General features: G+C 59.5%; 18 protein-coding genes. 9 read left to right on the plus strand and 9 right to left on the minus strand.

The genetic code is table 11. The features are described from left to right. Both DKW72_RS12180 and DKW72_RS12185 read left to right on the plus strand, forming a co-directional pair. Window positions 1-621, plus strand: a complete 621-nt coding sequence (locus DKW72_RS12180; RefSeq protein WP_111642656.1) for an energy transducer TonB — start codon at window positions 1-3, stop codon at window positions 619-621. 11 nt (window positions 622-632) lie between these two features. Next, window positions 633-2,051: a tetratricopeptide repeat protein gene (locus tag DKW72_RS12185; RefSeq protein ID WP_111642657.1), complete on the plus strand. Its 1,419-nt coding sequence runs from the start codon at window positions 633-635 to the stop codon at window positions 2,049-2,051. Between the two features lie 99 nt (window positions 2,052-2,150). On the opposite strand, the gene ilvD is transcribed toward DKW72_RS12185, so the two are convergent. The 3 genes from ilvD to argE all read right to left on the minus strand — a co-directional run bounded on the left by ilvD (window position 2,151) and on the right by argE (window position 7,140). Beyond that, window positions 2,151-3,995: a dihydroxy-acid dehydratase gene (ilvD, locus tag DKW72_RS12190; protein WP_111642658.1), complete on the minus strand. Its 1,845-nt coding sequence runs from the start codon at window positions 3,993-3,995 to the stop codon at window positions 2,151-2,153. Window positions 3,996-4,120: 125 nt separating this feature from the next. Next, window positions 4,121-5,437: an amino-acid N-acetyltransferase gene (argA, locus tag DKW72_RS12195; RefSeq protein WP_111642659.1), complete on the minus strand. Its 1,317-nt coding sequence runs from the start codon at window positions 5,435-5,437 to the stop codon at window positions 4,121-4,123. 554 nt (window positions 5,438-5,991) lie between these two features. Then, a complete protein-coding gene (gene argE / locus DKW72_RS12200; RefSeq protein WP_111642660.1) occupies window positions 5,992-7,140 on the minus strand; it encodes an acetylornithine deacetylase in 1,149 nt (382 codons plus the stop codon). A gap of 228 nt (window positions 7,141-7,368) precedes the next feature. Between argE and DKW72_RS12205 the strand changes: the two genes are divergently transcribed. The 5 genes from DKW72_RS12205 to msbA all read left to right on the plus strand — a co-directional run bounded on the left by DKW72_RS12205 (window position 7,369) and on the right by msbA (window position 15,775). Further along, window positions 7,369-9,150 (plus strand): GspE/PulE family protein, encoded by a 1,782-nt coding sequence (locus tag DKW72_RS12205; RefSeq protein WP_111642661.1) that lies wholly within the window; start codon window positions 7,369-7,371, stop codon window positions 9,148-9,150. A gap of 23 nt (window positions 9,151-9,173) precedes the next feature. Continuing rightward, a complete protein-coding gene (gene glnE / locus DKW72_RS12210) occupies window positions 9,174-12,128 on the plus strand; it encodes a bifunctional [glutamate--ammonia ligase]-adenylyl-L-tyrosine phosphorylase/[glutamate--ammonia-ligase] adenylyltransferase (protein ID WP_111642662.1) in 2,955 nt (984 codons plus the stop codon). Window positions 12,129-12,171: 43 nt separating this feature from the next. Further along, entirely contained in the window at window positions 12,172-13,101 is a 930-nt protein-coding gene (locus DKW72_RS12215) for a branched-chain amino acid transaminase (protein ID WP_111642663.1), read from the plus strand. Between the two features lie 78 nt (window positions 13,102-13,179). Continuing rightward, window positions 13,180-14,001, plus strand: a complete 822-nt coding sequence (locus DKW72_RS12220; protein ID WP_111642664.1) for a glycosyltransferase family 2 protein — start codon at window positions 13,180-13,182, stop codon at window positions 13,999-14,001. Continuing rightward, on the plus strand, window positions 13,994-15,775 hold the full coding sequence (msbA, locus tag DKW72_RS12225) for a lipid A export permease/ATP-binding protein MsbA (protein ID WP_111642665.1): 1,782 nt from the start codon (window positions 13,994-13,996) through the stop codon (window positions 15,773-15,775). The genes DKW72_RS12220 and msbA overlap by 8 nt, the downstream gene beginning before the upstream one ends. Before the next feature lie 9 nt (window positions 15,776-15,784). On the opposite strand, the gene DKW72_RS12230 is transcribed toward msbA, so the two are convergent. After that, window positions 15,785-16,333, minus strand: a complete 549-nt coding sequence (locus tag DKW72_RS12230; RefSeq protein WP_111642666.1) for a DUF4136 domain-containing protein — start codon at window positions 16,331-16,333, stop codon at window positions 15,785-15,787. Between the two features lie 103 nt (window positions 16,334-16,436). Between DKW72_RS12230 and DKW72_RS12235 the strand changes: the two genes are divergently transcribed. Both DKW72_RS12235 and DKW72_RS12240 read left to right on the plus strand, forming a co-directional pair. Continuing rightward, window positions 16,437-17,237, plus strand: a complete 801-nt coding sequence (locus DKW72_RS12235; protein WP_111642667.1) for an undecaprenyl-diphosphate phosphatase — start codon at window positions 16,437-16,439, stop codon at window positions 17,235-17,237. 24 nt (window positions 17,238-17,261) lie between these two features. Further along, window positions 17,262-17,513 carry a DUF1244 domain-containing protein gene (locus DKW72_RS12240; RefSeq protein WP_111642668.1) on the plus strand — a complete coding sequence of 84 codons (252 nt, stop codon included), beginning with the start codon at window positions 17,262-17,264 and terminating at the stop codon, window positions 17,511-17,513. On the opposite strand, the gene DKW72_RS12245 is transcribed toward DKW72_RS12240, so the two are convergent. The 5 genes from DKW72_RS12245 to DKW72_RS12265 all read right to left on the minus strand — a co-directional run bounded on the left by DKW72_RS12245 (window position 17,510) and on the right by DKW72_RS12265 (window position 21,829). Next, window positions 17,510-18,514, minus strand: coding sequence for a sensor domain-containing diguanylate cyclase (locus tag DKW72_RS12245; RefSeq protein WP_111642669.1), 1,005 nt, complete (start codon window positions 18,512-18,514; stop codon window positions 17,510-17,512). The genes DKW72_RS12240 and DKW72_RS12245 overlap by 4 nt on opposite strands. Window positions 18,515-18,645: 131 nt before the next feature. After that, window positions 18,646-19,020: a gamma-butyrobetaine hydroxylase-like domain-containing protein gene (locus DKW72_RS12250; protein ID WP_111642670.1), complete on the minus strand. Its 375-nt coding sequence runs from the start codon at window positions 19,018-19,020 to the stop codon at window positions 18,646-18,648. Window positions 19,021-19,228: 208 nt separating this feature from the next. Further along, a complete protein-coding gene (hslU, locus tag DKW72_RS12255) occupies window positions 19,229-20,548 on the minus strand; it encodes an ATP-dependent protease ATPase subunit HslU (protein WP_111642671.1) in 1,320 nt (439 codons plus the stop codon). A gap of 72 nt (window positions 20,549-20,620) precedes the next feature. Next, window positions 20,621-21,160 carry an ATP-dependent protease subunit HslV gene (gene hslV / locus DKW72_RS12260; protein WP_111642672.1) on the minus strand — a complete coding sequence of 180 codons (540 nt, stop codon included), beginning with the start codon at window positions 21,158-21,160 and terminating at the stop codon, window positions 20,621-20,623. Window positions 21,161-21,232: 72 nt separating this feature from the next. Next, complete coding sequence (locus DKW72_RS12265) at window positions 21,233-21,829, minus strand: SPOR domain-containing protein (protein WP_111642673.1); 597 nt, start codon at window positions 21,827-21,829, stop codon at window positions 21,233-21,235. Between the last annotated feature and the right edge of the window lie 47 nt (window positions 21,830-21,876).

Raw genomic sequence — 21,876 nt, forward strand, 5'->3', positions numbered from 1 at the left:
ATGAATTTTGCAAGACTAGCTATCGCAGTAGCACTGGCCGCAGTGACGACCTTCGGCCTTCTGTTGCTGATGAACTCCTTGGTCAACGTTGATCTGGGGGAGCCGGACGAGGTTCGGGAAACTCGCATGCCCGACATTCATATGATGGATGAAGAGATTGAGACCCGTCGCGATACTCAACGTCCAGATCGCCCGGAAGACGTGGATCAGCCGCCACCGGATATGCCAGAGCCAGAGTTTGAGTCGCCGGATATCAACCCGGAAGCGCTCAGTATGGCGGCGCCAACCAGTACGGGCAGTGAAGGTATTGCCGGTGTGGGCCTCGGCGGTGATGGTGAGTTCTTGCCCATCGTGCGGGTCGCTCCTGAGTACCCGAGCAACGCCCTTTCCCGGCGCATTGAAGGTTACGTGACGGTTGAGTTTACTGTGACCGAAACCGGCTCTGTACGTGACGTGCAGGTGATCGAAGCGGTGACCAAAGACGGTAACCCGACCACGATCTTTAACCGTGCGGCCGTTCGTGCGGCGGAACGTTTCAAGTACCGCCCGCGGGTGATCGACGGTAATCCGGTGGAAGTCCCTGGCGTCCGTAACCGATTCACATTTGAAATTGCGGAATAAGGTGACCGGCGATGAAGACATGTATTAAAACGTTCGCGACCGGCGCATTCAGTAAAACGTTACTGGCGGCGGCGCTGGTTACCACACCTGTGGTGTCAGGCTTGGCTGTGCAGAGCGTAGCTCCGAACCAGACCTGGTTTACGACGGGCGTCGCTCAAGCGGATGACCGTCTGCTGCGAGCTCGTACGGGCGTAGAACGCCAGCCGCGACGGATTCCCGCTTTGACTGATGCCAGCGTGGATCAGTTGACCGAAGTGCAGGATTTTGTTCAGCCCGAAGAGCAGGAAGATGGCACCACGCCTGAGCCCAACTTCGAGGCAGCCATTCAGGTGCTCGATCGTTTGCTGGAACGCCGGCGCGACCGCCTCAACCAATATGAACTGTCCCAGGTTTACAACTACTACGCGTTTATCTATTACAACCGCGAGCAGTATGACCGGGCGATTGAAGCCTATGAGAACGTGATTGCGCAAAGCCCTCAGATTCCTCTGAGTGTTGAGGCGCAGACGATTTTCACTATCGGTCAGTTGCAGATGGCTGAAGAGCGCTACGAAGATGCACTTGAGACCTTCGAACGTTGGGCAGATGTAACGCCAGGCTCTATCAACGCCGAGCAATATGCACTCTTCGCCCAACTGTTTTATCAGGTGGACGATGTTGAGCGTTCATTGCTGCATATCAATGAGGCGGTGCGTCTGTATAACGAAGCGGGCCGTACGCCCCAAGAAAACTGGTACGGTTTGCAGCGCGCGATTCACTTCGAGCGTGAAGACTACCAGGCTGTTCTGGGTGTCATGAGGAATCTGGTTCGGGACTATCCAAGTTTCGCGTACTGGCGTCAGATGTCTGCGATTCTCGGCCTGCTCGAGCGGGAAGACGATCGCCTGCACGCGCTTGAGGCCACCTATGTGATGGGTGGGCTGTCGGAAGAGCGGGATCTGCTCAACCTGGCTTACTTCCTGCTCGAGAAAGAAGTGCCCTACAAGGCGGCCAAGATTCTGCATAAAGGGATCAATGAGGATGAAATCATTGAGCCGAATGTGCGCAACCTGGAGTTGCTTGCCAACTCCTGGCGCATGGCGCAGGAAATTGACCGGTCCTTGGTTGAAATGGAGCGTGCCGCTGAGAAGTCTGAAGACGGCGAGTTGATGTTCCGTTTGGCGTCTTTCTACAGCCTCAACGAGCAGTTTGAGCAAGTGCTTGACTCAGCGCAGGAAGCTATCCGTCGCGGTGGTTTGCGCCGTGAGGATCAGGCCTATATCGTACTCGGTACAGCCCATTTTAACCTGGGCAATTACGAAGAGGCGGTGGAAGCGTTCGAAGAAGCCAAGAAAGATGAGCGTAGTGAAACAGCTGCCGAGCAGTGGATCGACTACACTCAGCGCGAGCGTCGTCGTCAAGAGCGTTTGCGTCAAGGGGCAGAGGGCTAGAGTTCATTAGCTCTCGGCAACGCCCGCCAGGCGCGCGTTGCCAGCCCAAAAAAAAGCCGACAACCTGGGTTGTCGGCTTTTTTTATGCCCAGACCTCGATCATTCCAGTTTCGACAGATCCCGCACGGCCCCTTTGTCGGCGCTGGTAGCAAGCATCGCATAGGCTTTGAGTGACGCACTGACTTTGCGCGGGCGAGCTTCTACCGGTTTCCAGGCGTCTTTGCCTTTGGCTTGCATGGCGCTACGGCGCTTGGCCAGCTCCTCATCAGAGACCAGCAGGTCAATTGTGCGGTTGGGAATGTCGATACGAATTCGATCGCCGTTCTCCACCAGAGCGATCGCCCCGCCGGCGGCCGCTTCAGGTGATACGTGGCCGATGGAGAGGCCTGAGGTACCGCCTGAGAAGCGCCCATCCGTGAGCAGCGCGCATTGCTTGCCGAGTCCTTTGGACTTGAGGTAACTGGTGGGGTAGAGCATTTCCTGCATGCCCGGACCACCGCGCGGTCCTTCGTAGCGAATCACGACCACATCGCCGGGTTTGACGTTGCCAGCGAGAATATTCTCAACCGCCGCATCCTGGCTTTCAATGACGTTCGCAGGGCCTTCGAACACCAGAATATCTTCGTCGACCCCGGCGGTTTTCACCACGCAACCATCTTCCGCGATATTGCCTCTAAGAACGGCGAGACCGCCTTCTTTGGAGAAGGCGTGCTCCAGGTCGCGAATACAGCCGGTGGCGCGGTCGCCGTCCAGGCTGGGCCAGCGTGCGCTCTGGGAAAACGCCACTTGAGTGGGGACGCCGCCCGGTCCGGCCTTGAAGAACTCCACCACTTCCGGCGAGGGATCGCCCATGATGTCCCAGGTGTCCAGGGCGGCTTTCAGCGTTTCGCTGTGAACCGTGGGCACGGAAGCGTCGAGTGCCCCAGCGCGATCCAGCTCGGCGAGTATGCTCATGATACCCCCCGCCCGGTGGACGTCTTCGATATGGTACTTCTGTGTGTTGGGTGCGACTTTACACAGCTGGGGGACGGTGCGGGACAGGCGATCGATATCGGTCATGCCGAAATCCAGTTCCGCCTCCTGTGCCGCCGCGAGCAAGTGAAGAATGGTGTTGGTGGAGCCGCCCATGGCAATATCCAGCGCCATAGCGTTTTCGAACGCAGTTTTCGAACCGATGTTGCGCGGCAGCACCCGCTCGTCGTCCTGCTCGTAATAGCGCTTGGCGAGCTCGACGATCTTGTGGCCAGCAGTCTCGAATAAACGTCTGCGGTCGGCGTGGGTCGCCAGGGTGGTGCCGTTGCCGGGCAGGGACAGGCCCAGGGCCTCGGTCAGGCAATTCATGGAGTTGGCGGTAAACATACCTGAGCAGCTACCGCAGGTGGGGCAGGCACTGCGCTCGACTTCGGCGAGGGTTGCGTCGTCAACGCTGTCGTCGGCCGCCATCACCATGGCATCTACCAGATCCAGGCCGTGGTCGAGCAGTTTGGTTTTTCCCGCTTCCATCGGTCCGCCGGAAACGAAAATCACCGGAATGTTCAGGCGCATCGCGGCCATCAACATCCCGGGGGTGATTTTGTCGCAGTTGGAAATACAGACCATGGCATCGGCGCAGTGGGCATTGACCATGTACTCTACGGAATCGGCGATGATGTCGCGCGAGGGCAGGCTGTAGAGCATGCCATCGTGGCCCATGGCAATACCGTCGTCTACCGCGATGGTGTTGAATTCCTTGGCCACGCCCCCGGCTTTCTCGACTTCCCGGGCGACCAGTTGGCCCATGTCCTTCAGGTGCACGTGGCCGGGGACAAACTGGGTAAAGGAGTTGGCAATGGCGACGATCGGCTTTTCAAAATCGCCGTCTTTCATTCCGGTGGCGCGCCACAGGGCTCGGGCCCCGGCCATATTGCGACCGGCGGTGGTGGTTCTGGAGCGATAAGCAGGCATGGCAATCTCGTTCTCAGGTACGTGAAGATGGGCGGACACGCCCGCTAAAAAGTCGCAATGATAACAGATGCGGTAAACGGGGTCTGCCAGCGCGGCAAGGCTGGCAGACCCGTTTCAGGGGAGGCTCAGCTCAGGGCTTTGATAAAAATCTTGGAGTTGCGCTGGTAGTTGTACAGGCTTTGCCGATCGCTGGGCAGATCCTTCAGTTCGCCCGGCACAAAGCCCTGCTCGATAAACCAGTGGGCGGTCTGGGTGGTCAGCACAAACAGCCGCGCAATCCCCTGGCGCCTTGCCAGCGCCTCCAGATCCTGCAACAGCATCGCCGCTCGCCCGCCCTTGCGGTAGTCCGGGTGGGTGGCGACACAGGCCAGCTCTGCCGTATCCCCGTAGGGGTAAAGCGCGGCGCACGCGATGATGGTGCCGTCTTTCTCGAGCACGTTGAACAGGTTGATTTCGGTCTCCAACAGCTCCCGCGACCGGCGCACAAGAATGCCGTCCTGTTCCAAGGGTGCTATCAGCTCGAGAATGCCGCCGACATCATCGATGGTGGCGGTGCGCAATTGTTCGTAGCGCCCGGAGTAAATCATGGTGCCCAGGCCGTCGCGGGTAAACAGCTCGGTCAAGAGCGCGCCGTCAGTGGCATAGCTGATCAGCTGGGACCGGGGGACACCCTGCAGGCACGCCAGGTAGCAGGCATTGATGGCCTGCTGCCAGTCCGGGTTGATGTGTTCCCCTTCACGCTCCAGAAACCGTTTGCATTCCCCCAGGGCGAGCTGGCGCACGAGATTGCCCTCGGCGTCAACAATGCCGTCCCGATCAATATAGGCGAGCAGCTTGTCGGCCTTGAGTGCGATCGCGGTTTGGGTAGCAACATCGGTAAACGACAGGTTGAATACCTCGCCGGTGGCGGAGTAACCCAAGGGCGAGAGCAGGGCGATTGCGCCCGAGTCGAGCGCCCGGTGTAGAGACTGGGTATTGACTCGCCGCACTTTTCCCGTGTGCTGTAGATCGACACCGTCGAGTACGCCGTGGGGCATGGCGGCGACAAAATTGCCGCTGACTACTTGCATGCGCGCACCGTGCATGGGGGAGTTGGGCAGGCCCGTCGACAGTGCCGCCTCCACGCTCACCCGCGCCTCGCCGATGGCCTGTACGATGCTGCTCAGGTGTTCAAAGTCGGTGATCCGCAGGTTGCGGTGAAAGCCGCTGACGCTGCCCTGTTGGGCCAGTCGGGCGTCGATATGCGGGCGGGCGCCATGAACCAACACCAGACGCACGCCCAGGCTGCTGAGCAGGGCGATGTCATGAACGATGTTATAAAAGTTGTCGTGGCTCAGCGCTTCGCCGGGCAGCATCAGGACGAAGGTCTTTCCCCGATGGCTGTTGATGTAGGGCGATGAGTGCCGGAACCATTTGACGTAGTCCTGGGTGTTGGCGGTCACGGTATCGGTCTCGTTGGTTAAAGTCCTAAGCTTACCGGCAAAAGAGGGCTGTCGGCTAGTTTGGTTTTTTTGTTTGTTCGTGGCGCTTCGTAAGTGAGAGCGTGACTTGAGGGGGTGAAGGCTTTTGAAACCGCATGAATACGTCCCTGTAGCTCTCTGACTTCATCCATGAAGTCAGAGTTTCAAAAGCCTTCACCCCCTCAAGTCACTTGCCGTAAGCTTTGCATTCCCTCTTCTTATCCGGGCACAAAAAACCAAACTAGCGGGTGAGGGGGGGTGTGGAGGGTCGGAGTGACTGTCTTGCAGTACTCTCCCCATCACATCACCACCACCCCTTATTGATTTGGGGCGTATCCAAAACAGAGTAGTGGTACTTCAGCCTCTGCAGAGGCGCAGTGCGGGGTAGGGGCTTCTGGAACTCTGACTTCATGGATGAAGTCAGAGAGCTACAGGGATGTATTCATGCGGTTCCAGAACCCTCTACCCCGCACCGCACCGTTCTTACTTACAGCGCACAAAAGCCCCTTGCCCTGCTACCAAGCAACCAATCAGCACTATAAGCAAAAGCGGCGGATTAGGCCTTGGATGACCTCGACGGCGGGTTCGAGCTGGCGGGTGTCGATAAACTCGTCGGGTTGGTGGGCCTGATCGATCGAGCCTGGGCCCATCACCACCGTCTGCATCCCCAGCGACTGCATAAAAGGCGCCTCGGTCGCAAACGCCACCGCCTCCGCCGACTGCCCCGTCAACGCCTCGCAGGCTTTCACCAGCTCGCTATCGGCGCTCTCACCAAAAGGCGCGACGCTCTCAAACAGCTCCGAAAGCACAATATCCGTGCCCGAACGCTCCGCCAGGGGGCGCAGGCGGGCGTCGATGGCGGCGTGCAGCTCGGCGTTGTCCATGCCCGGCAGGGCACGCAGGTCGAAGTGCAGCTCGCACTCGCCGCAGATCCGGTTGGCGCCGTCGCCGCCGTGAATGCAGCCCAGGTTCATGGTCGGTACCTGCACCGCGAAGGCCGGGTTGCGGTACTTTTCCTGCCATTCGCTGCGCAGCGCCATGAGCTCGCCCATGGCTGTGTGCATCACCTCCAGCGCATTTTTGCCCAGCGCGGGATTCGAGGAGTGGCCGCTTTGGCCGCGTACCCGTAAGGACTCCATCATGATGCCCTTGTGCATATGCACCGGGCGCAGGCCCGTGGGCTCGCCGATCACCGCGTAGCGGGCTTTCAGAGCGCTGGCGTCCACCAGCGCCCGGGCGCCGCTCATGCTGCTTTCCTCGTCGGCGGTGGCGAGCACGATAATGGGCTGCTTCAGGGGGGCGTCGGTAAACGCCCGCACCGCCTCAAGCACCACCGGGAAAAACCCCTTCATATCTGTGGCGCCCAGGCCGTAAAGCTTGCCGTCTTTTTCGGTGAGCTTGAACGGATCACTCTGCCAGCGCCCCGCGTCGTAGGGCACGGTGTCGCTGTGGCCGGAGAGCACCAGTCCACCGTCGCCCTGGCCCAGGGTGGCGATCAGGTTGGCTTTGCCCTTCTGTGCCAGCGGGATGACCTGGGTGCGGAAGCCCAGATCTTCAAGCCATTGGGCGAGCAGCTCAATCACTCCGAGGTTGGACATATCCCAGTCGGGTACAGCACAGCTCACGGAGGGCTGGGCCACCAGGGCCTGGAGTTGTTCGCGGTAGCGTTTGGCATCGAAAGTCATGCGGGGCCTGCAGTAGCGGTCGGGATTGGATTGCCCCTGATACTAGCAGAAAAGCCACGCCCTGCTCAGGGGGCGTGGCCGACACCACAATTTTTACAATTTAGTGACCCACAGGCCTTGCGGGGCCTGCTAGAGTGGCATTGGAATCGGCAAGGGCCCGCCCGCCGGTGTTCGCCGGTGCGCGGACAGGCTACAATTCCAGAACACGGAGCACAGAGACTCGTTGTTATGAACCAAGCCGCAACACCCAATCGGGTGCTGGATTTACGCCAGCTGGTCACCGACCTGCAGGCGGACGGCCGTTTGCGCCCAGAGGACGCGAATTACCTCCTGGGCCGTCCGCGTAACCGCGATCAGGCCGCGCTGCATCCGCTCGCCTATATTGCCAGTCAAAGCCTGGATGATGCAGGACGCCCGGGCAAGCCGCTGGACGGCGATTGCCTGAGCGAGTGGCTGGCGGACAAGGCCGATCTGCCCTTGGTGCATATTGATCCGCTCAAAGTGAATGTGCCGCGAATCACCGAGGTGATGTCTTATGCCTTCGCCAAGCGTCACGGGATACTCTGTGTCGAGATCACCGCCGAGGAGGTGATTGTGGCCTGCAGCCAGCCGTTTGTCACCGGCTGGGAGTCCCAGCTCGAGCATGTGGCGCGCAAGCCCGTCAAACGGGTCTTTGCCAACCCGGCGGACATTCAGCGTTATACCCTGGAGTTTTACACCCTGGCGCGCTCGGTCAGTCATGCCAGCGGCGGGCCGGGCGCCTCCCAGGTCACCAATATGGAGCAGTTGGTGGATCTGGGCAGTTTCAGCAATGACCCGGATGCCAATGACCAGCATATCGTCAAAATCGTGGACTGGCTGCTCCAGTATGCCTACGATCAGCGCGCCAGCGATATTCACATCGAGCCACGGCGCGAGATTGCCCGCATACGCTTTCGTATCGATGGGGTGCTGCACACGGTATATGAGTTGCCCGCCAACGTCGCCACCGGCGTGACCAGTCGCTTCAAGGTGCTGGCGCGGATGAATATCGCCGAAAAGCGCAAACCCCAGGATGGGCGCATCAAAACCCGGCGCGTCGATGACAGTGAAATCGAATTGCGACTGTCGACCCTGCCGACCGCCTTTGGCGAAAAAATGGTGATGCGGATCTTCGATCCGGACGTGCTCCTGCGTAGCTTTCATGATCTGGGCCTGGTGGGGGACGACTACGAGCGCTGGCACACCATGCTCAGTCGCCCCAACGGCATTGTCCTGGTGACCGGTCCGACCGGCTCCGGTAAAACCACCACCCTGTATTCTTCCCTGCGCCAACTGGCCACCGAAGAGGTCAATGTCAGCACTATTGAAGATCCCATCGAAATGGTGGAAGAAGCCTTTAACCAGACTCAGGTGCACCACAAGATCGGCCTGGATTTTGCCGCCGGTATCCGGACCCTGATGCGCCAGGACCCCGACATCATTATGGTGGGCGAGATTCGCGACCTGGAAACCGCACAGATGGCGGTGCAGGCGGCGCTTACCGGCCACCTGGTATTGTCCACGGTGCACACCAACGACGCCCCGGCGACAGTGGCGCGCCTGCTCGATCTGGGCATTCCCTCGTACCTGATCAATGCCACCCTGCTGGGTGTTATGGCTCAGCGCCTGGTGCGCACCCTCTGTCCCCATTGCAAGGAAGAGGACACCATCAGTCACGGTGACTGGCAACAGTTGGTGCACCCCTGGAAGGTATCGCCGCCCAAGACCATTTGCCGTCCGGTGGGATGCCTCGAGTGCCGCAATACCGGTTACCTGGGGCGTCAGGGCTTGTATGAAATTTTGGTGCTCGATGATTCCCTCAAGGGTCGAATTGACGCCAACTTTAATTTGCAGGAGCTGCGCCGCCATGCCATGAAAGAGGGCATGCGCACCCTGCGCCTGTCCGGCGCGCAGAAAGTGGCCGCGGGACTGACCACCCTCGAAGAGGTGATGCGGGTTGCCCCGCCGCCGGAAAAAGCTGACCGATAACCGATACAGAAGACAGGACGCCGATGTTAGAGCTAGCCCTTTTGCCCGAACCCCTGCGCGAGCAGGCCCAACGTTTTTACGACCAGTGGTGTGAACGCGCGGGTGCCGAGTTGCAGCAGCGACTGGAGGACGCCATCGCCCAGTCCAAAGACGGTGCGCTTTTTGCCGAACAGCTGACCCGGGTGCTGGCTGCGAGCGAGTTCGTGGCCAAGGCCTGTGCAATTCAACCCGAGTTGCTACCGGACCTGGTGGAGAGCGGTGACCTGTTCCGGGCTCTCGGCGACGAGGGCTACGCCGATCTGGCCGAGCGGGCCGGGGCCTGCGCCGATGAAGCCGAGTTCGATCGCTTGCTGCGCCGCTATCGGCGTCGGGCGATGGTGCGCGTTATCTGGCGTGACCTTAACCGGTCGGCGGACATGTGGGAAATTACCCAGGATATGTCCGACTTGGCCGGTGCCATGATTCAGCAGGCGGTGGCCTTTCATTACCCCCGTCTCGTGCAAACCCTGGGGCAGCCCACGGGGGAGGACAGTGGTGAGCCGCAGTCCTTTGTGGTGTTAGGTATGGGCAAGCTCGGGGCTTTTGAGCTCAATGTGTCCTCGGATATCGATCTTATCTTTGCTTACCCCGAAAGTGGCCAAACTGAAGGCGGAAAAAAGGCGCTGGGCAACCAGGAGTTTTTTGTTCGTCTGGGGCAGAAAGTGATCAAAAGTCTGGATGCACTCACGGCCGACGGTTTTGTATTCCGGGTGGATATGCGCCTGCGTCCCTACGGCGACAGCGGCGCGTTGGTGCACAACTATGATGCACTTGAAGATTATTACCAGACCCAGGGGCGGGACTGGGAGCGCTATGCCATGATCAAGGCGCGGCCGGTCGCCGCTTTTGGCGGCAGTGACCCCCAGGGCGCCGCCGATACCTTGATGGAATTACTGCGACCGTTCACCTACCGCCAGTACATCGATTTCAGTGTGATTGAATCGCTGCGCGATATGAAAGGCATGATCAGCCGTCAGGTGCAGCGCAAAGGTATGCACCTGGATGTGAAGCTGGGCGAGGGCGGTATTCGCGAAGTGGAATTTGTGGTGCAGGTGTTCCAGTTGATTCGCGGCGGGCGCGACCCGCGGCTGCGCGAGCGCCGAGTGCGCTTGATGCTGCCCCTGCTGGAGCGGGAGGGCTTTATGCCCGAGGGCTGTGCCAGGGCTTTGCTTGAGGCCTATGAGTTTCTACGCAATACGGAGCATGCTATTCAGGGCTATCAGGACCGCCAAACCCAGGCGCTGCCCCTGGATGTGGTCGGGCAGTTGCGCCTGGCTTGGGTTATGGGCTTTGACGATTGGGATGAGTTTGCCGCTGAGTTGGAGCTACAGCGTCAGCGGGTAAACCACGAGTTCAAGGCGGTGATTGCCGAGCCGGATGAAGATCAGTCCACAGACGATCAGAATCTGGAGGCTTGGCTCGCCATTTGGGAGGGCAGTCTGGACGATGATTCGGCGACTGAACTGCTTGAGGCGCACGCTTGCGACCACCCCGAGCGCATTATCCAGCAGTCTGAAGAGCTGCGTACCAGCCGTGCGGTAATGGCTATGCAGGCCAGCAGTCGCACGCGCCTTGACGCTTTCATGCCGCGCCTGCTGGGTATGCTCGCCGAACAAGCCGAAGCGGGAGAGTTGCCTGCGGGCGCGGCCAGTACACTGACCCGGATTCTGCCGTTGGTGCAGGCCATCGTCCGGCGCAGTGCCTACCTGGTATTGCTGGTGGAGAACCCGGTCGCCCTGCAGCAGCTCGTCCGCCTGTGTGCGGCCAGCCCCTGGATTGCCGATCAGTTGACGCACCACCCGGCCCTGCTCGACGAACTGCTAACCCCGGAAAGTCTTTACGCACCCCCGGGCAAGGACGAGCTGCGAGACGAGTTGCGGCGTGACACCCTGCGCTTGACCTGGGATGACCTGGAAGGGCATATGGAGACCCTGCGTTACTTTCGCTCTGCCCACGCCCTGCGGGTGGCCGCCAGTGAGGTCACCGATGCCCTGCCGCTGATGAAGGTGAGTGACTATCTCACCGATCTGGCCGAGGTGATCCTCGAACACGTGCTGACACTTGCCTGGGAGCAGCTCACCGGCCGCCACGGCTACCCACAGACCGCCGATGGCGGACGTGAGCAGAGCCCGGGTTTTGTGGTTGTCGGCTACGGCAAACTCGGAGGTATCGAGCTCGGCCACGGATCGGATCTGGATCTGGTCTTTATTCACAACACCGCAGCCGGCCAATCCACCGACGGCGAGAAGTCGGTTGATAACCTGACGTTCTATACCCGCCTGGGGCAACGCATCATTCATATCCTCAATACTCAGACACCCTCTGGCAAGCTCTATGAGGTGGATATGCGCCTGCGTCCGTCCGGCGATGCCGGATTGTTGGTCACGTCGCTGGGAGCCTTTGAAAAATACCAATTGGGCGAAGCCTGGACCTGGGAGCATCAGGCTCTGGTGCGCGCTCGGGTGGTTGCCGGCGACCCGGCACTGGCGCAGGCCTTCGGCGATGTGCGGCGCACGGTGCTGAGCCAGGAGCGGCCCTTGCCCAAGCTTCGGGACGAAGTGAAGGAGATGCGGGTGAAAATGCGCGAACACCTCGGCACCCGCGAAAAAAGCGGGTTATTCAACCTCAAACAGGATGCCGGAGGTATCGTCGATATTGAATTTATGGTTCAATACGCGGTTTTAGCTTGGGCCCACAAGGCGCCCGCCCTGACCGAGTACACGGACAACATCCGCATCCTCGGCTCCCTGGAAGCGGCCAGCCTGCTGGCTGGTGATTCAGTTGCCCAACTGGTTGAGGTTTACAAAGCCTACCGGTCCACCGGGCACCGCCTCGCGCTACAGCGCCAGGAGGCAGTTCTGCACGGCGACGAGCACTTTGTCGCCGAGCGCAAATTGGTGCGTGGCCTGTGGCAGCAGCTGCTGGAGTCCGACTCTTGAGGCACGCTAATCGGTTTTCTTTCTCGTATTCTAGGAGTTCTCTATGTCATTTGCCGATCGCGACGGCGTAATCTGGCTGGATGGCGAACTGGTGCCCTGGCGCGACGCCCGGGTCCATGTGCTCACTCACACCCTGCACTATGGCATGGGCGTGTTTGAGGGGGTGCGCGCCTACAACAGCGCCGATCGCGGCACCTGCATCTTTCGCCTGAAGGAGCACACCGACCGTCTGTTCCGCTCTGCGCATATCATGCGCATGGCTATGCCCTACAGCAAAGATGAGCTCAACGAAGCTCAAAAACTGGTGGTGCGTGAAAACCAGCTGGAAGAAAGCTATCTGCGGCCCATGGCGTTTTACGGCTCAGAAGGTATGGGCCTGCGCGCCGACAACCTGCAAGTGCACGTGATGGTTGCCGCCTGGCATTGGCCTTCCTACATGTCACCGGAGGCGCGGGACATGGGTATCAAGGTACGCACCTCCAGCTTTACCCGTCACCATGTGAACATCACCATGTGCAAGGCTAAAGCCAACGGCAACTACATCAACTCGATGTTGGCATTGCGCGAAGCGCTCGATAGCGGTTGTGAAGAGGCGCTGCTGCTGGACAACGAAGGCTATGTGGCCGAGGGCAGTGGCGAAAACTTTTTTATGGTACGCGATGGTGTGATCTACACTCCGGAGCTGACGTCCTGCCTGGATGGGATTACTCGCAATACCATCTTTCAGTTAGCCGCCGATTGCGGCTATGAAATTCGGGAGAAACGGATTACCCGCGATGAGGTCTATGTGGCGGACGAGGCGTTTTTCACAGGTACCGCTGCCGAAGTGTTGCCGATTCGCGAACTCGACGGTCGACAGATTGGCGAGGGCTGTCGTGGCCCCGTGACGACGGATCTGCAAACGCTGTACTTCAAAGCGGTCAAGGGTAATCTGGCTGAGCACGGTCAGTGGTTGAGCCCAGTGAGCGAGTGATTGCAAGCCTTTGAGCTGCAGGGTGAGGGGCCGTGGGCGCCTCACTCTTCAAACGGAATGGCGACAAGTGGACGGCCCATGAGTGCACCCCAGGATTATGAACAGTCAAACGCAAGGCAGCGGATTTCAGCGGTGCTGATCGTGCGCAATGAGGCGCAAAAAATTGCGGACTGTCTGGCCACTTTGGACTGGGCAGACGAAGTCGTTGTGTTGGATTCGGGCAGCGAAGACAACACTTGTGCGATCGCGCGCGAGCACGGTGCGCGCGTCAGTGTGCGCACCGATTGGCAGGGGTTTGGCGAGCAGCGCCGCCGCGCCGAAGCACTGGCCACGGGTGACTGGATCTTTATGATCGACGCCGACGAGCGAGTAACACCGGCACTGCGCGACAGTATTCTCGCCGCTGTCGCGCGCGGTATCCCGGCCATCTACCGGGCCAACCGCCTGTGCTGGTGTTTTGGTCGCTACATCCGCCATTCGGATATGCATCCGGATTGGGTGGCCCGTTTGTACCCCAAAGGGCAGGCGGAATTTCCGACCCAGCGGGTTCACGAAAAGTTGCACAACCCCAAAGGCTTGTCCGAGTACCGGCTTGAGGGCAAACTCCTGCATTGGGTGTACGACAGTGTTGCGCATCAAAAGCGCAAAGCCGCGCACTACGCTGAGGAGTGGGCGGCCGAGCGTGCGGCCAAGGGCGAAAGCACCAGCCTGAGCAGCGCGTACCTGCACGCGATCTTCTGTTTTGTGCGCATGTATTTTTTGCGCTTGGGGCTGCTTGATGGCCGCCAGGGATTTTTGTTGGCGGTACTGATGTCCCAGGCGACCTTTGCCAAGTACGCGGAGCTGTGGACCCGCTCGCGTGCTCAAGCCCCCGAGGATAACCACGCCGACCATGTCTGATCAGCCAGTCCGGGCCCCGGGCGCACAACCGGGTCAGTCGTCACAGACATCGCTCAAGGTGTATACGCGGCTGCTCGCCTACCTCAAGCCCTATTGGGCGATTTTCGTCTTCAGTATCTTTGGTTTTGTACTCTACTCGGCATCGCAGCCCGCGTTGGCCCAGTTTATGGAGTACCTGCTGGACTTTATCAACGACCGGGGCGACTCACCCGTGTATATGCCTACGCTGATCATCATGGCGATTGTCACGGTGCGCAGCGTCGGGGCGTTTCTCGGCAACTACCTGATTCAACGGGTGTCGTTTTCGGTGGTGCACAATTTGCGCGTCGAGTTGTTCAATCGCATGACCGGCCTGCCTGGGCGTTATTTCGATAACCACAGTTCCGGGCACCTGGTGTCGGTGATTACTTTCAACGTCAACGGTGTGACCACCGCAGCGACGGATGCGCTGAAAACTCTGATTCGCGAAGGCACGACGGTCATCGCACTGCTCGGTTACCTGTTTTACAAAGATTGGCAGCTCACCCTGTTGATGTTGTTGGTGACGCCCTTTATTGCGGTGCTGGTGGGTTTTGTGGGTAAACGCCTGCGGCGCTTAAGCACGCGCGTGCAGCACAGCATGGGTGATATAACTCAGGTGTCTTCCGAGATGATCAACGGCTACCGGGTGATGCGCGGCTTTGGGGGCGAACGCTACGAGAAACGCCGGTTCTTCGAGGCGAGCCTGAACAACTTCCGTCAGAATATGAAAATCGTGCTGACCTCCTCCCTCAACACCCCGGCGGTGCAGCTGTTGATCGCCATTGCCATGGGCAGCATGTTGCTGGCAGCGCTGACGGTTGTGGAAATTGATAATGCGGCTGCCTTTGTGGCTTACTTTGTGGCCGTGGGGATGATCCTCAAACCCATGCGTCAGCTCAGTGAAGTCGTGCCCACGATTCAGAAAGGTGTAGCCGCTGCTGACAGTATTTTCCAATTGATCGACGAGCCAGTAGAAGCCGACACAGGAACCCGTGAAATCGAGCGCGCCGAGGGCGCGGTGGAGTTCTGTGATGTTGATTTTGCCTACGGTAACGATGGCACTCTGGCGTTGAAGGGCGTCAACCTTTCGGTTCAGCCGGGTGAAGTGATCGCACTGGTGGGCCGCTCGGGCAGTGGCAAATCGACCCTCGTGAGCCTGATACCGCGCTTCTACGATGCCACGGGCGGTGAGGTGCGTATCGACGGTGCGCCGGTCAAGGATTACACACTGGCCAGTCTGCGCCACCAGATTGCACTGGTCAGCCAACAGGTGACGCTCTTTAACGACTCTATCGCTGCCAATATTGCTTACGGTGATCTTGCCGAGTGCGACCGCGAGGCGATCAAGCGGGCCGCGGATGCAGCCTATGCCACCCATTTTATCGAACAGATGCCCGAGGGTTTTGATACCGTGATCGGCGAGGCGGGCACCCGTCTCTCCGGCGGACAGCGCCAGCGCTTGGCGATTGCCCGTGCCCTGCTCAAAGACGCGCCCATCCTTATTCTCGACGAGGCCACCTCGGCCCTGGATACCGAATCGGAACGCTATATTCAGCAGGCGTTGGAGCGGGTGATGGAAGGGCGTACCACTTTTGTGGTGGCGCATCGGCTATCGACCATTGAGCGGGCAGATCGCATTGTGGTGATGGCCGACGGCGAAGTGGCTGAAGTTGGCACTCACGCCGAGTTGCTGGCGAAAGGCGGTCATTACGCTCGCCTTCACGCTATGCAATTCAAGGACGAGGCGCTTTAGGGCGCCGGGCTACTCTGGCGGAAACTGCGCGAACAGTTTACTCAGTACCTCGCTCAGGCGGGCTTCATTGCGCAGCGTGAAATGGCCTGTGGGTACGCCGCTGGCTGTGCCGCGCCAGAGAATGGTGTTGCTGGCGCGTTCGGTGATATCGGCAATGATCACCGCTTCTTCCTTGGTGCCGCTTCCCAAAGCCTGGCTGCCACCCACCCCGACGCTGCCGTGGCGGCCTACGGGTAATCCGATTGACAGACCGATGCCGGAAGAGCCGCCCTGGGACAGGCGGGTGACCAGGTTGAGGTCGATCAACAGCTCCCCGTCCTCCGCCTGGTATTGGTAGCCCTGAGCTTCGAGCTGGGTGCGCGCGAGGCGCTGAATGCGGCGCATATCGGCGTCCTCAAACTCGGATTCGGCACTGCGCCAGCTGAAGCTTTGATAGCGCTCGAAGGTGGTGTCCGGGCGGTAGTCCTGTTCATAGCGCACCGAGCTGCAGCCGACACTCAATAGAAGTCCGGCAATCAATGCTGTCAGTGTGCCAGCGCGCAGGATGGAAGAATTCATGGGTAGCTCCTGTGGAGTAAACAAGCGGCCTATTGTACTCTGAGACCCGTAAAACCGCGTTGGGTTTCCGGCCCTGTCACTGACTCAAACATAGCAGACTTTTATGGACATTATTCAGGCGATTGTGCTTGCCATTGTGCAGGGATTGACTGAGTTTCTGCCGATCTCCAGTTCCGCTCATCTTCTTCTGGTACCGGTGTTCACCGCGTGGGACGATCAGGGCCTGGCCTTTGATGTGGCGGTTCACTTGGGTAGCCTGGCGGCGGTCATCCTCTATTTTCGTCGCGAAATTGCAGACATGTGGAGCGCCTGGTGGCGCTCGGTGATCGAGCGCCGGATTCAGGACCCCGATGCCAAGCTGGCCTGGGCAGTCATTCTGGGTACCATTCCGGTCTGTGTGGTGGCCCTGCTGATCAAGGATCTGGTTGCCGACGCCTTCCGATCGCCGGTGGTGGTCGCTTTCGGGTTGATCGTTTTTGGCATTCTGCTGGGCTGGGCTGACTGGCGTAAGCACGGTCAGCGCACGGAATATCAGATGCGCGCACGCGATGTGGCGGTGATTGCTTTCGCCCAGGCTCTGGCGCTGATTCCCGGCACCTCCCGCTCCGGTATCACCATCACCGCGGCGCTGTTTATGGGCTTGAACCGCGAGGCGGCGGCACGCTTTTCTTTTTTGTTATCGATCCCGGTGATCGCGCTCGCCGGCGCTTTTGAAACCCGTGGCATGATCGTGGAGGGTGTCGGTGTCGATTGGCTCGCGGTGACCATCGGCACCGTGCTGTCCGGTCTCAGCGCCTACCTGTGTATTCATTATTTTTTGGCTTTTATCAAGCGCATCGGGATGCAGCCGTTTGTTGCCTACCGCATTGCGTTGGGCATTTTGCTACTGGTGTTGTTCTGGTAAAGGTCCCTGAAGGAGAATGACCCCATGACCAATAGTACCCATACCGACATTGAAGCGGCGGCCTTTCGGCGTCTCCTCAAGCATCTGGATGAGCGCAAGGATGTACAGAATATCGATTTGATGGAGCTTGCCGGCTTCTGCCGCAATTGCCTGGCGCGTTGGTATATGGAGGAGGCCCAGGCACGCGGTGAAAATATCGATAAAGAGGCTGCGCGCGAACGGGTTTACGGGATGCCCTACGCTCAGTGGAAGGCCGAGCACCAGACACCGCGCTAGTGTTCGCTGGCCTGATCCCGGCCCTGGCGTTTGGACTGGCGCAGGGCGGCGTCGGCGCGCTCAATCAATTGCGACACCTCACGGTCATCTGCGCGCTGTTCGGCTATACCGAGGCTGATGGTGCAGTGGCCTGACGCCGCCACCAGGCTACGATAGCGTTCTGCGGCCTGCAGCGCCGCAGGTAAAGGCGTTTCCGGGAGCAACACCACAAACTCATCGCCACCAAAGCGTGCCAGAATGTCATTGGTGCGCAGCGCCTGGCGCACGGCGCCAATGGTGTCCACCAGTACGCGGTCACCGTAGGCGTGACCATGAATTTCATTGAACTGCTTGAACTCATCGATATCCAGCATAATGACTGACAATGGTGTGCCATAGCGCTGGGCCCGGGTAAATTCGCCTTCGGCCAGGCTGCTGAGGGTGCGCCGATTGTAGGTATCGGTTAAGGGGTCTCGGGCCGCCAGGCGCTGCAGTTGCTGGTTGACCTGCTCGAGCTCGGCAGTGCGCTCGGCTACACGTCGTTCAAGGCGCCGATTCTGTCGGATCAGTGCGTTCTGGACATCGTGCAGGCGCGTGATGTTCTGGGAGATACCAAAAAGGGTGTCTACTTCCCCCTGGCTGTTGGCCAAGGGGACCAGCAACGTGAGCCAGTAGCCATCGTAAAAGCGGCCCTCTGAATCCTGATAGACCCCTTTCTCTTCATACCGGGTTGGCTCGCCACTCTCGACGCAGCGCTGGTAATTGCCGATAACCGCATCGACTTCGGGTGCTGGCATAACTTCCTCTAAGCGCTTGCCCGCCAGCGCTTCGGGGGTTGTACTCAACAGCTCCGCCTGAGCCGGGTTGGTCGCTGCCACGCGGAAGCGACGATAACCCTCGACGCGGATTAAAAACATGTTTTCTGGAAAGTGGTGCCACAAGCCATTAATCAGCGCGTGGATAGACGCTTGGCTGAGGTCGGTAAAGGCGAGTCCACAGGTGGGAAACTCGGTGCCATTCACAAGGTGCTCCTTGGCAGTATCTCTCTTGTTTGTCGATTCATGTGCCTCAGTATAAAGAGCGAGCGGCAGTGGCGTTAGATCGATTAGCTATGTAAACATCTGATTGAAAGACTTTTTTATTGTGTTTGGAGTCAGCCGATAAGGTTGACCACCGAGGTATCCGGGTCTCTGGACTGTCCGGCCCGGTCGAGTGCGTCGAGGTAGGCCTGCCAGTGGGCGTCCTGGTTGACGCAAAGATCGTGCAGATAGGCCCAGGTGAAGATACCCGAATCGTGGCCGTCGTCAAAGTGAATGGTCAGGGCGTAGTGACCTGCCATCTGGATATCCGCGATACCAACCCGTTTCTTGCCGTGCTGCAAGATCGCCTGCCCGGGACCGTGGCCTTTGACCTCGGCACTGGGAGAGTGGACGCGCAGGTACTCGGCACTCAGGTGGTACACCTGGGTGCCGAAGTGCAGCTCCAGAGTGCGAGATTTTTTGTGCAGCTGGATTTTGTCGGGAGTCATGGGCGTTTCCGGTTGTGAACCCTGCTGGTTCGTTGATTGCGTCGGTGCGCCAGTTGGGGACTGTGCCGTTTTGTCGGATTACGCCCTTCGGGCTAATCCGACCTACTGGAAACAAGGTGCCAATGCCCGCGTAGGTCGGATTAGCCCGAAGGGCGTAATCCGACACTGAGGCTCGGTCCTTGGCAATGACGAGAACCGTCGCCGGCTATTACAGAATATACCGACTCAGGTCCTCATCCTTGGCCAGCTCGCCCAAATGCTCATCGACGTAGGCCGCGGTGACCTCAAGCGCGGTCTGGCTGTTGCCGGCATCGAAGGACACCTCTTCCAGCAAGCGCTCAAGCAGCGTGTGCAAGCGCCGGGCACCAATATTCTCGGTGCGTTCATTGACTTCAAAAGCGGTCTCCGCCAGGCGTCGAATACCGTCTTTGGAGAAACTCAGCGTCACCCCTTCGGTGTGCAGTAGGGCCTGTTGCTGTTCGGTCAGAGAGGCGCTGGGCTCGGTCAGGATGCGTTCAAAGTCATCCGGGGTCAGAGCGCTCAACTCGACACGGATGGGCAGACGTCCCTGCAGCTCCGGAATCAGATCCGACGGTTTGCTCAGGTGGAACGCACCGGAGGCGATAAACAGAATATGATCGGTTTTGATCATGCCGTGTTTGGTGCTCACGGTGCAGCCTTCAATCAAGGGTAGCAGATCGCGCTGAACCCCTTCCCGCGACACATCGGCGCCGCTGGTGCCTTCGCGTTTGGCGACTTTGTCGATTTCGTCGAGAAATACGATGCCGTTCTGTTCGGCCGCCTCGATGGCCTGCGCCTTGATCTCTTCGTCGTTGATCAGCTTTGCGGCCTCTTCTTCTTGCACCAGCTTGAACGCCTGTTTGACGGTCATGGTGGACTTTTTGGTTTTGTCCTTGCTCATCGAGGAGAACATATTCTGCAACTGGCTGGTCATATCCTCCATGCCGGGGGGTGCCATGATCTCGACCCCCATGGGGCTGGCGGACACATCGATCTCGATCTCCTTGTCATTGAGATCGCCCTCGCGCAGCTTTTTGCGGAAAATCTGCCGAGTGCTCGACTGGGTCTGCTCGCTGGTGTCACCGCTGCGCGCCGGGGGCAACAGGACGTCGAGGATGCGCTCCTCGGCGGCTTCGGCGGCCCGGTGCTGGACGCCTTTCATGGCCTGCTCGCGGTGCAGCTTGATCGACATGTCTACCAGATCGCGGACGATCGATTCGACATCCCGGCCGACGTATCCGACCTCGGTGAACTTGGTGGCCTCGACCTTGATAAAGGGCGCGTTGGCCAGTTTGGCCAAGCGCCGGGCAATTTCAGTTTTGCCGACCCCGGTGGGGCCGATCATCAAAATATTTTTTGGGGTGATTTCAGCGCGCAGGTCTTCGCTGACCTGCATGCGCCGCCAGCGGTTGCGCAGGGCGATTGCCACCGCGCGTTTAGCCTCCTGCTGGCCGACAATGTATTTGTCCAATTCGTGCACAATTTCCCGGGGAGTCATATAAGACATACAGAAACCTTCCGTCGTGTTTGGGTGCCGTCAGGGCAGTATTGAGGGCGCGCCCAAGGCGCGGGCCAAGGCTCAGTAATCGAGCGTCTCAATGGTGTGATTGTGGTTGGTGTAGATGCAGATGTCGCCGGCGATGGTCAGGCCTTTCTTGACGATGCTGCTGGCATCCAGCTCGGTGTTGTCGAGCAGTGCGCGGGCGGCGGACTGGGCAAAGGGACCGCCGGAGCCGATGGCGATCAGATCGTCCTCGGGCTGAATCACGTCGCCGTTGCCGGTGATGATCAGTGAGGCCTCTTTATCGGCTACCGCCAGCAGGGCCTCGAGTCGGCGCAGGGCGCGATCGGTGCGCCAGTCCTTGGCCAGCTCGACCGCTGCGCGGGTCAGGTTGCCGCTGTGGGCTTCGAGCTTGGCTTCAAAGCGCTCAAACAGGGTGAAGGCATCGGCGGTGCCACCGGCGAAGCCCGCAATCACCTGGTCTTTATACAGGCGGCGGACCTTGCGAGCGTTGCCCTTCATGACAGTGTTGCCCAGGGATACCTGGCCGTCGCCGCCAATCACCACCTGGTTGCCCCGGCGCACGGAGAGAATCGTTGTGCCTCGATACTGTTCCACGTTGTTTCCTTCAGTTAGCGAGTGTAATGGCTGAAGGTGGGGGCGGCGGGGGAGGATTTCAAGCGGTGCCGGTTATTCCGGCGCGCGCTTCAACACCAGTGCGTTGAACTCATTGGATACCAGGGTTGAGCGGGCGCTGGCCAGGCGCGACTGGTTATCGAACGGGCCGACCAATACCCGGTGCCAGAGTTCGCCGTCGCGAATATTGACCTGCTCGGTATAGGCGTTCAGGTTGAGTAGCAACAGCTCGGCGCGCAGGCGGTCGGCATCGGTGGGGTTGCGAAAGGAGCCCACCTGCAAAATATACTCGACCCGCTCGGCCGGGCTGCTGGGCGCACTGTCCTGAGGTTGGCTGCGGTTGCGCAGGGGTTGCTCCGGTTCGGTGGCGGGGACGATTTCTTCGCTATCACGCAACAGTTTATAGAAATCGAAACGGGGCTTCGGACGGCTCGGTTCGGGCTCGGCGGCGCGCTGGGTCTGTGTTTCGGGCGCGCTGACACTGGCCGTACGCGGCTCATCCGAGGGTTCGGGCAGCTCCCACAGGTAGATGAGAAACATCACAAACGCGCCCAGTACACAGCCGGTAAACAGCCACACCCAGCCGGGAACTTGGCTCTTCTTCTTGGTGGGTGCGCGGCGGCGATTCTTTTTGGCGTAGTCTCGGGTCATAGGGTTGTTTGTGCACTGCAGGTTGAGGTGGCGCTATTGTACTGCTT

The sequence above is a fragment of the Marinimicrobium alkaliphilum genome (assembly GCF_003259155.1).
GTDB lineage: Bacteria > Pseudomonadota > Gammaproteobacteria > Pseudomonadales > Cellvibrionaceae > Marinimicrobium_A > Marinimicrobium_A alkaliphilum.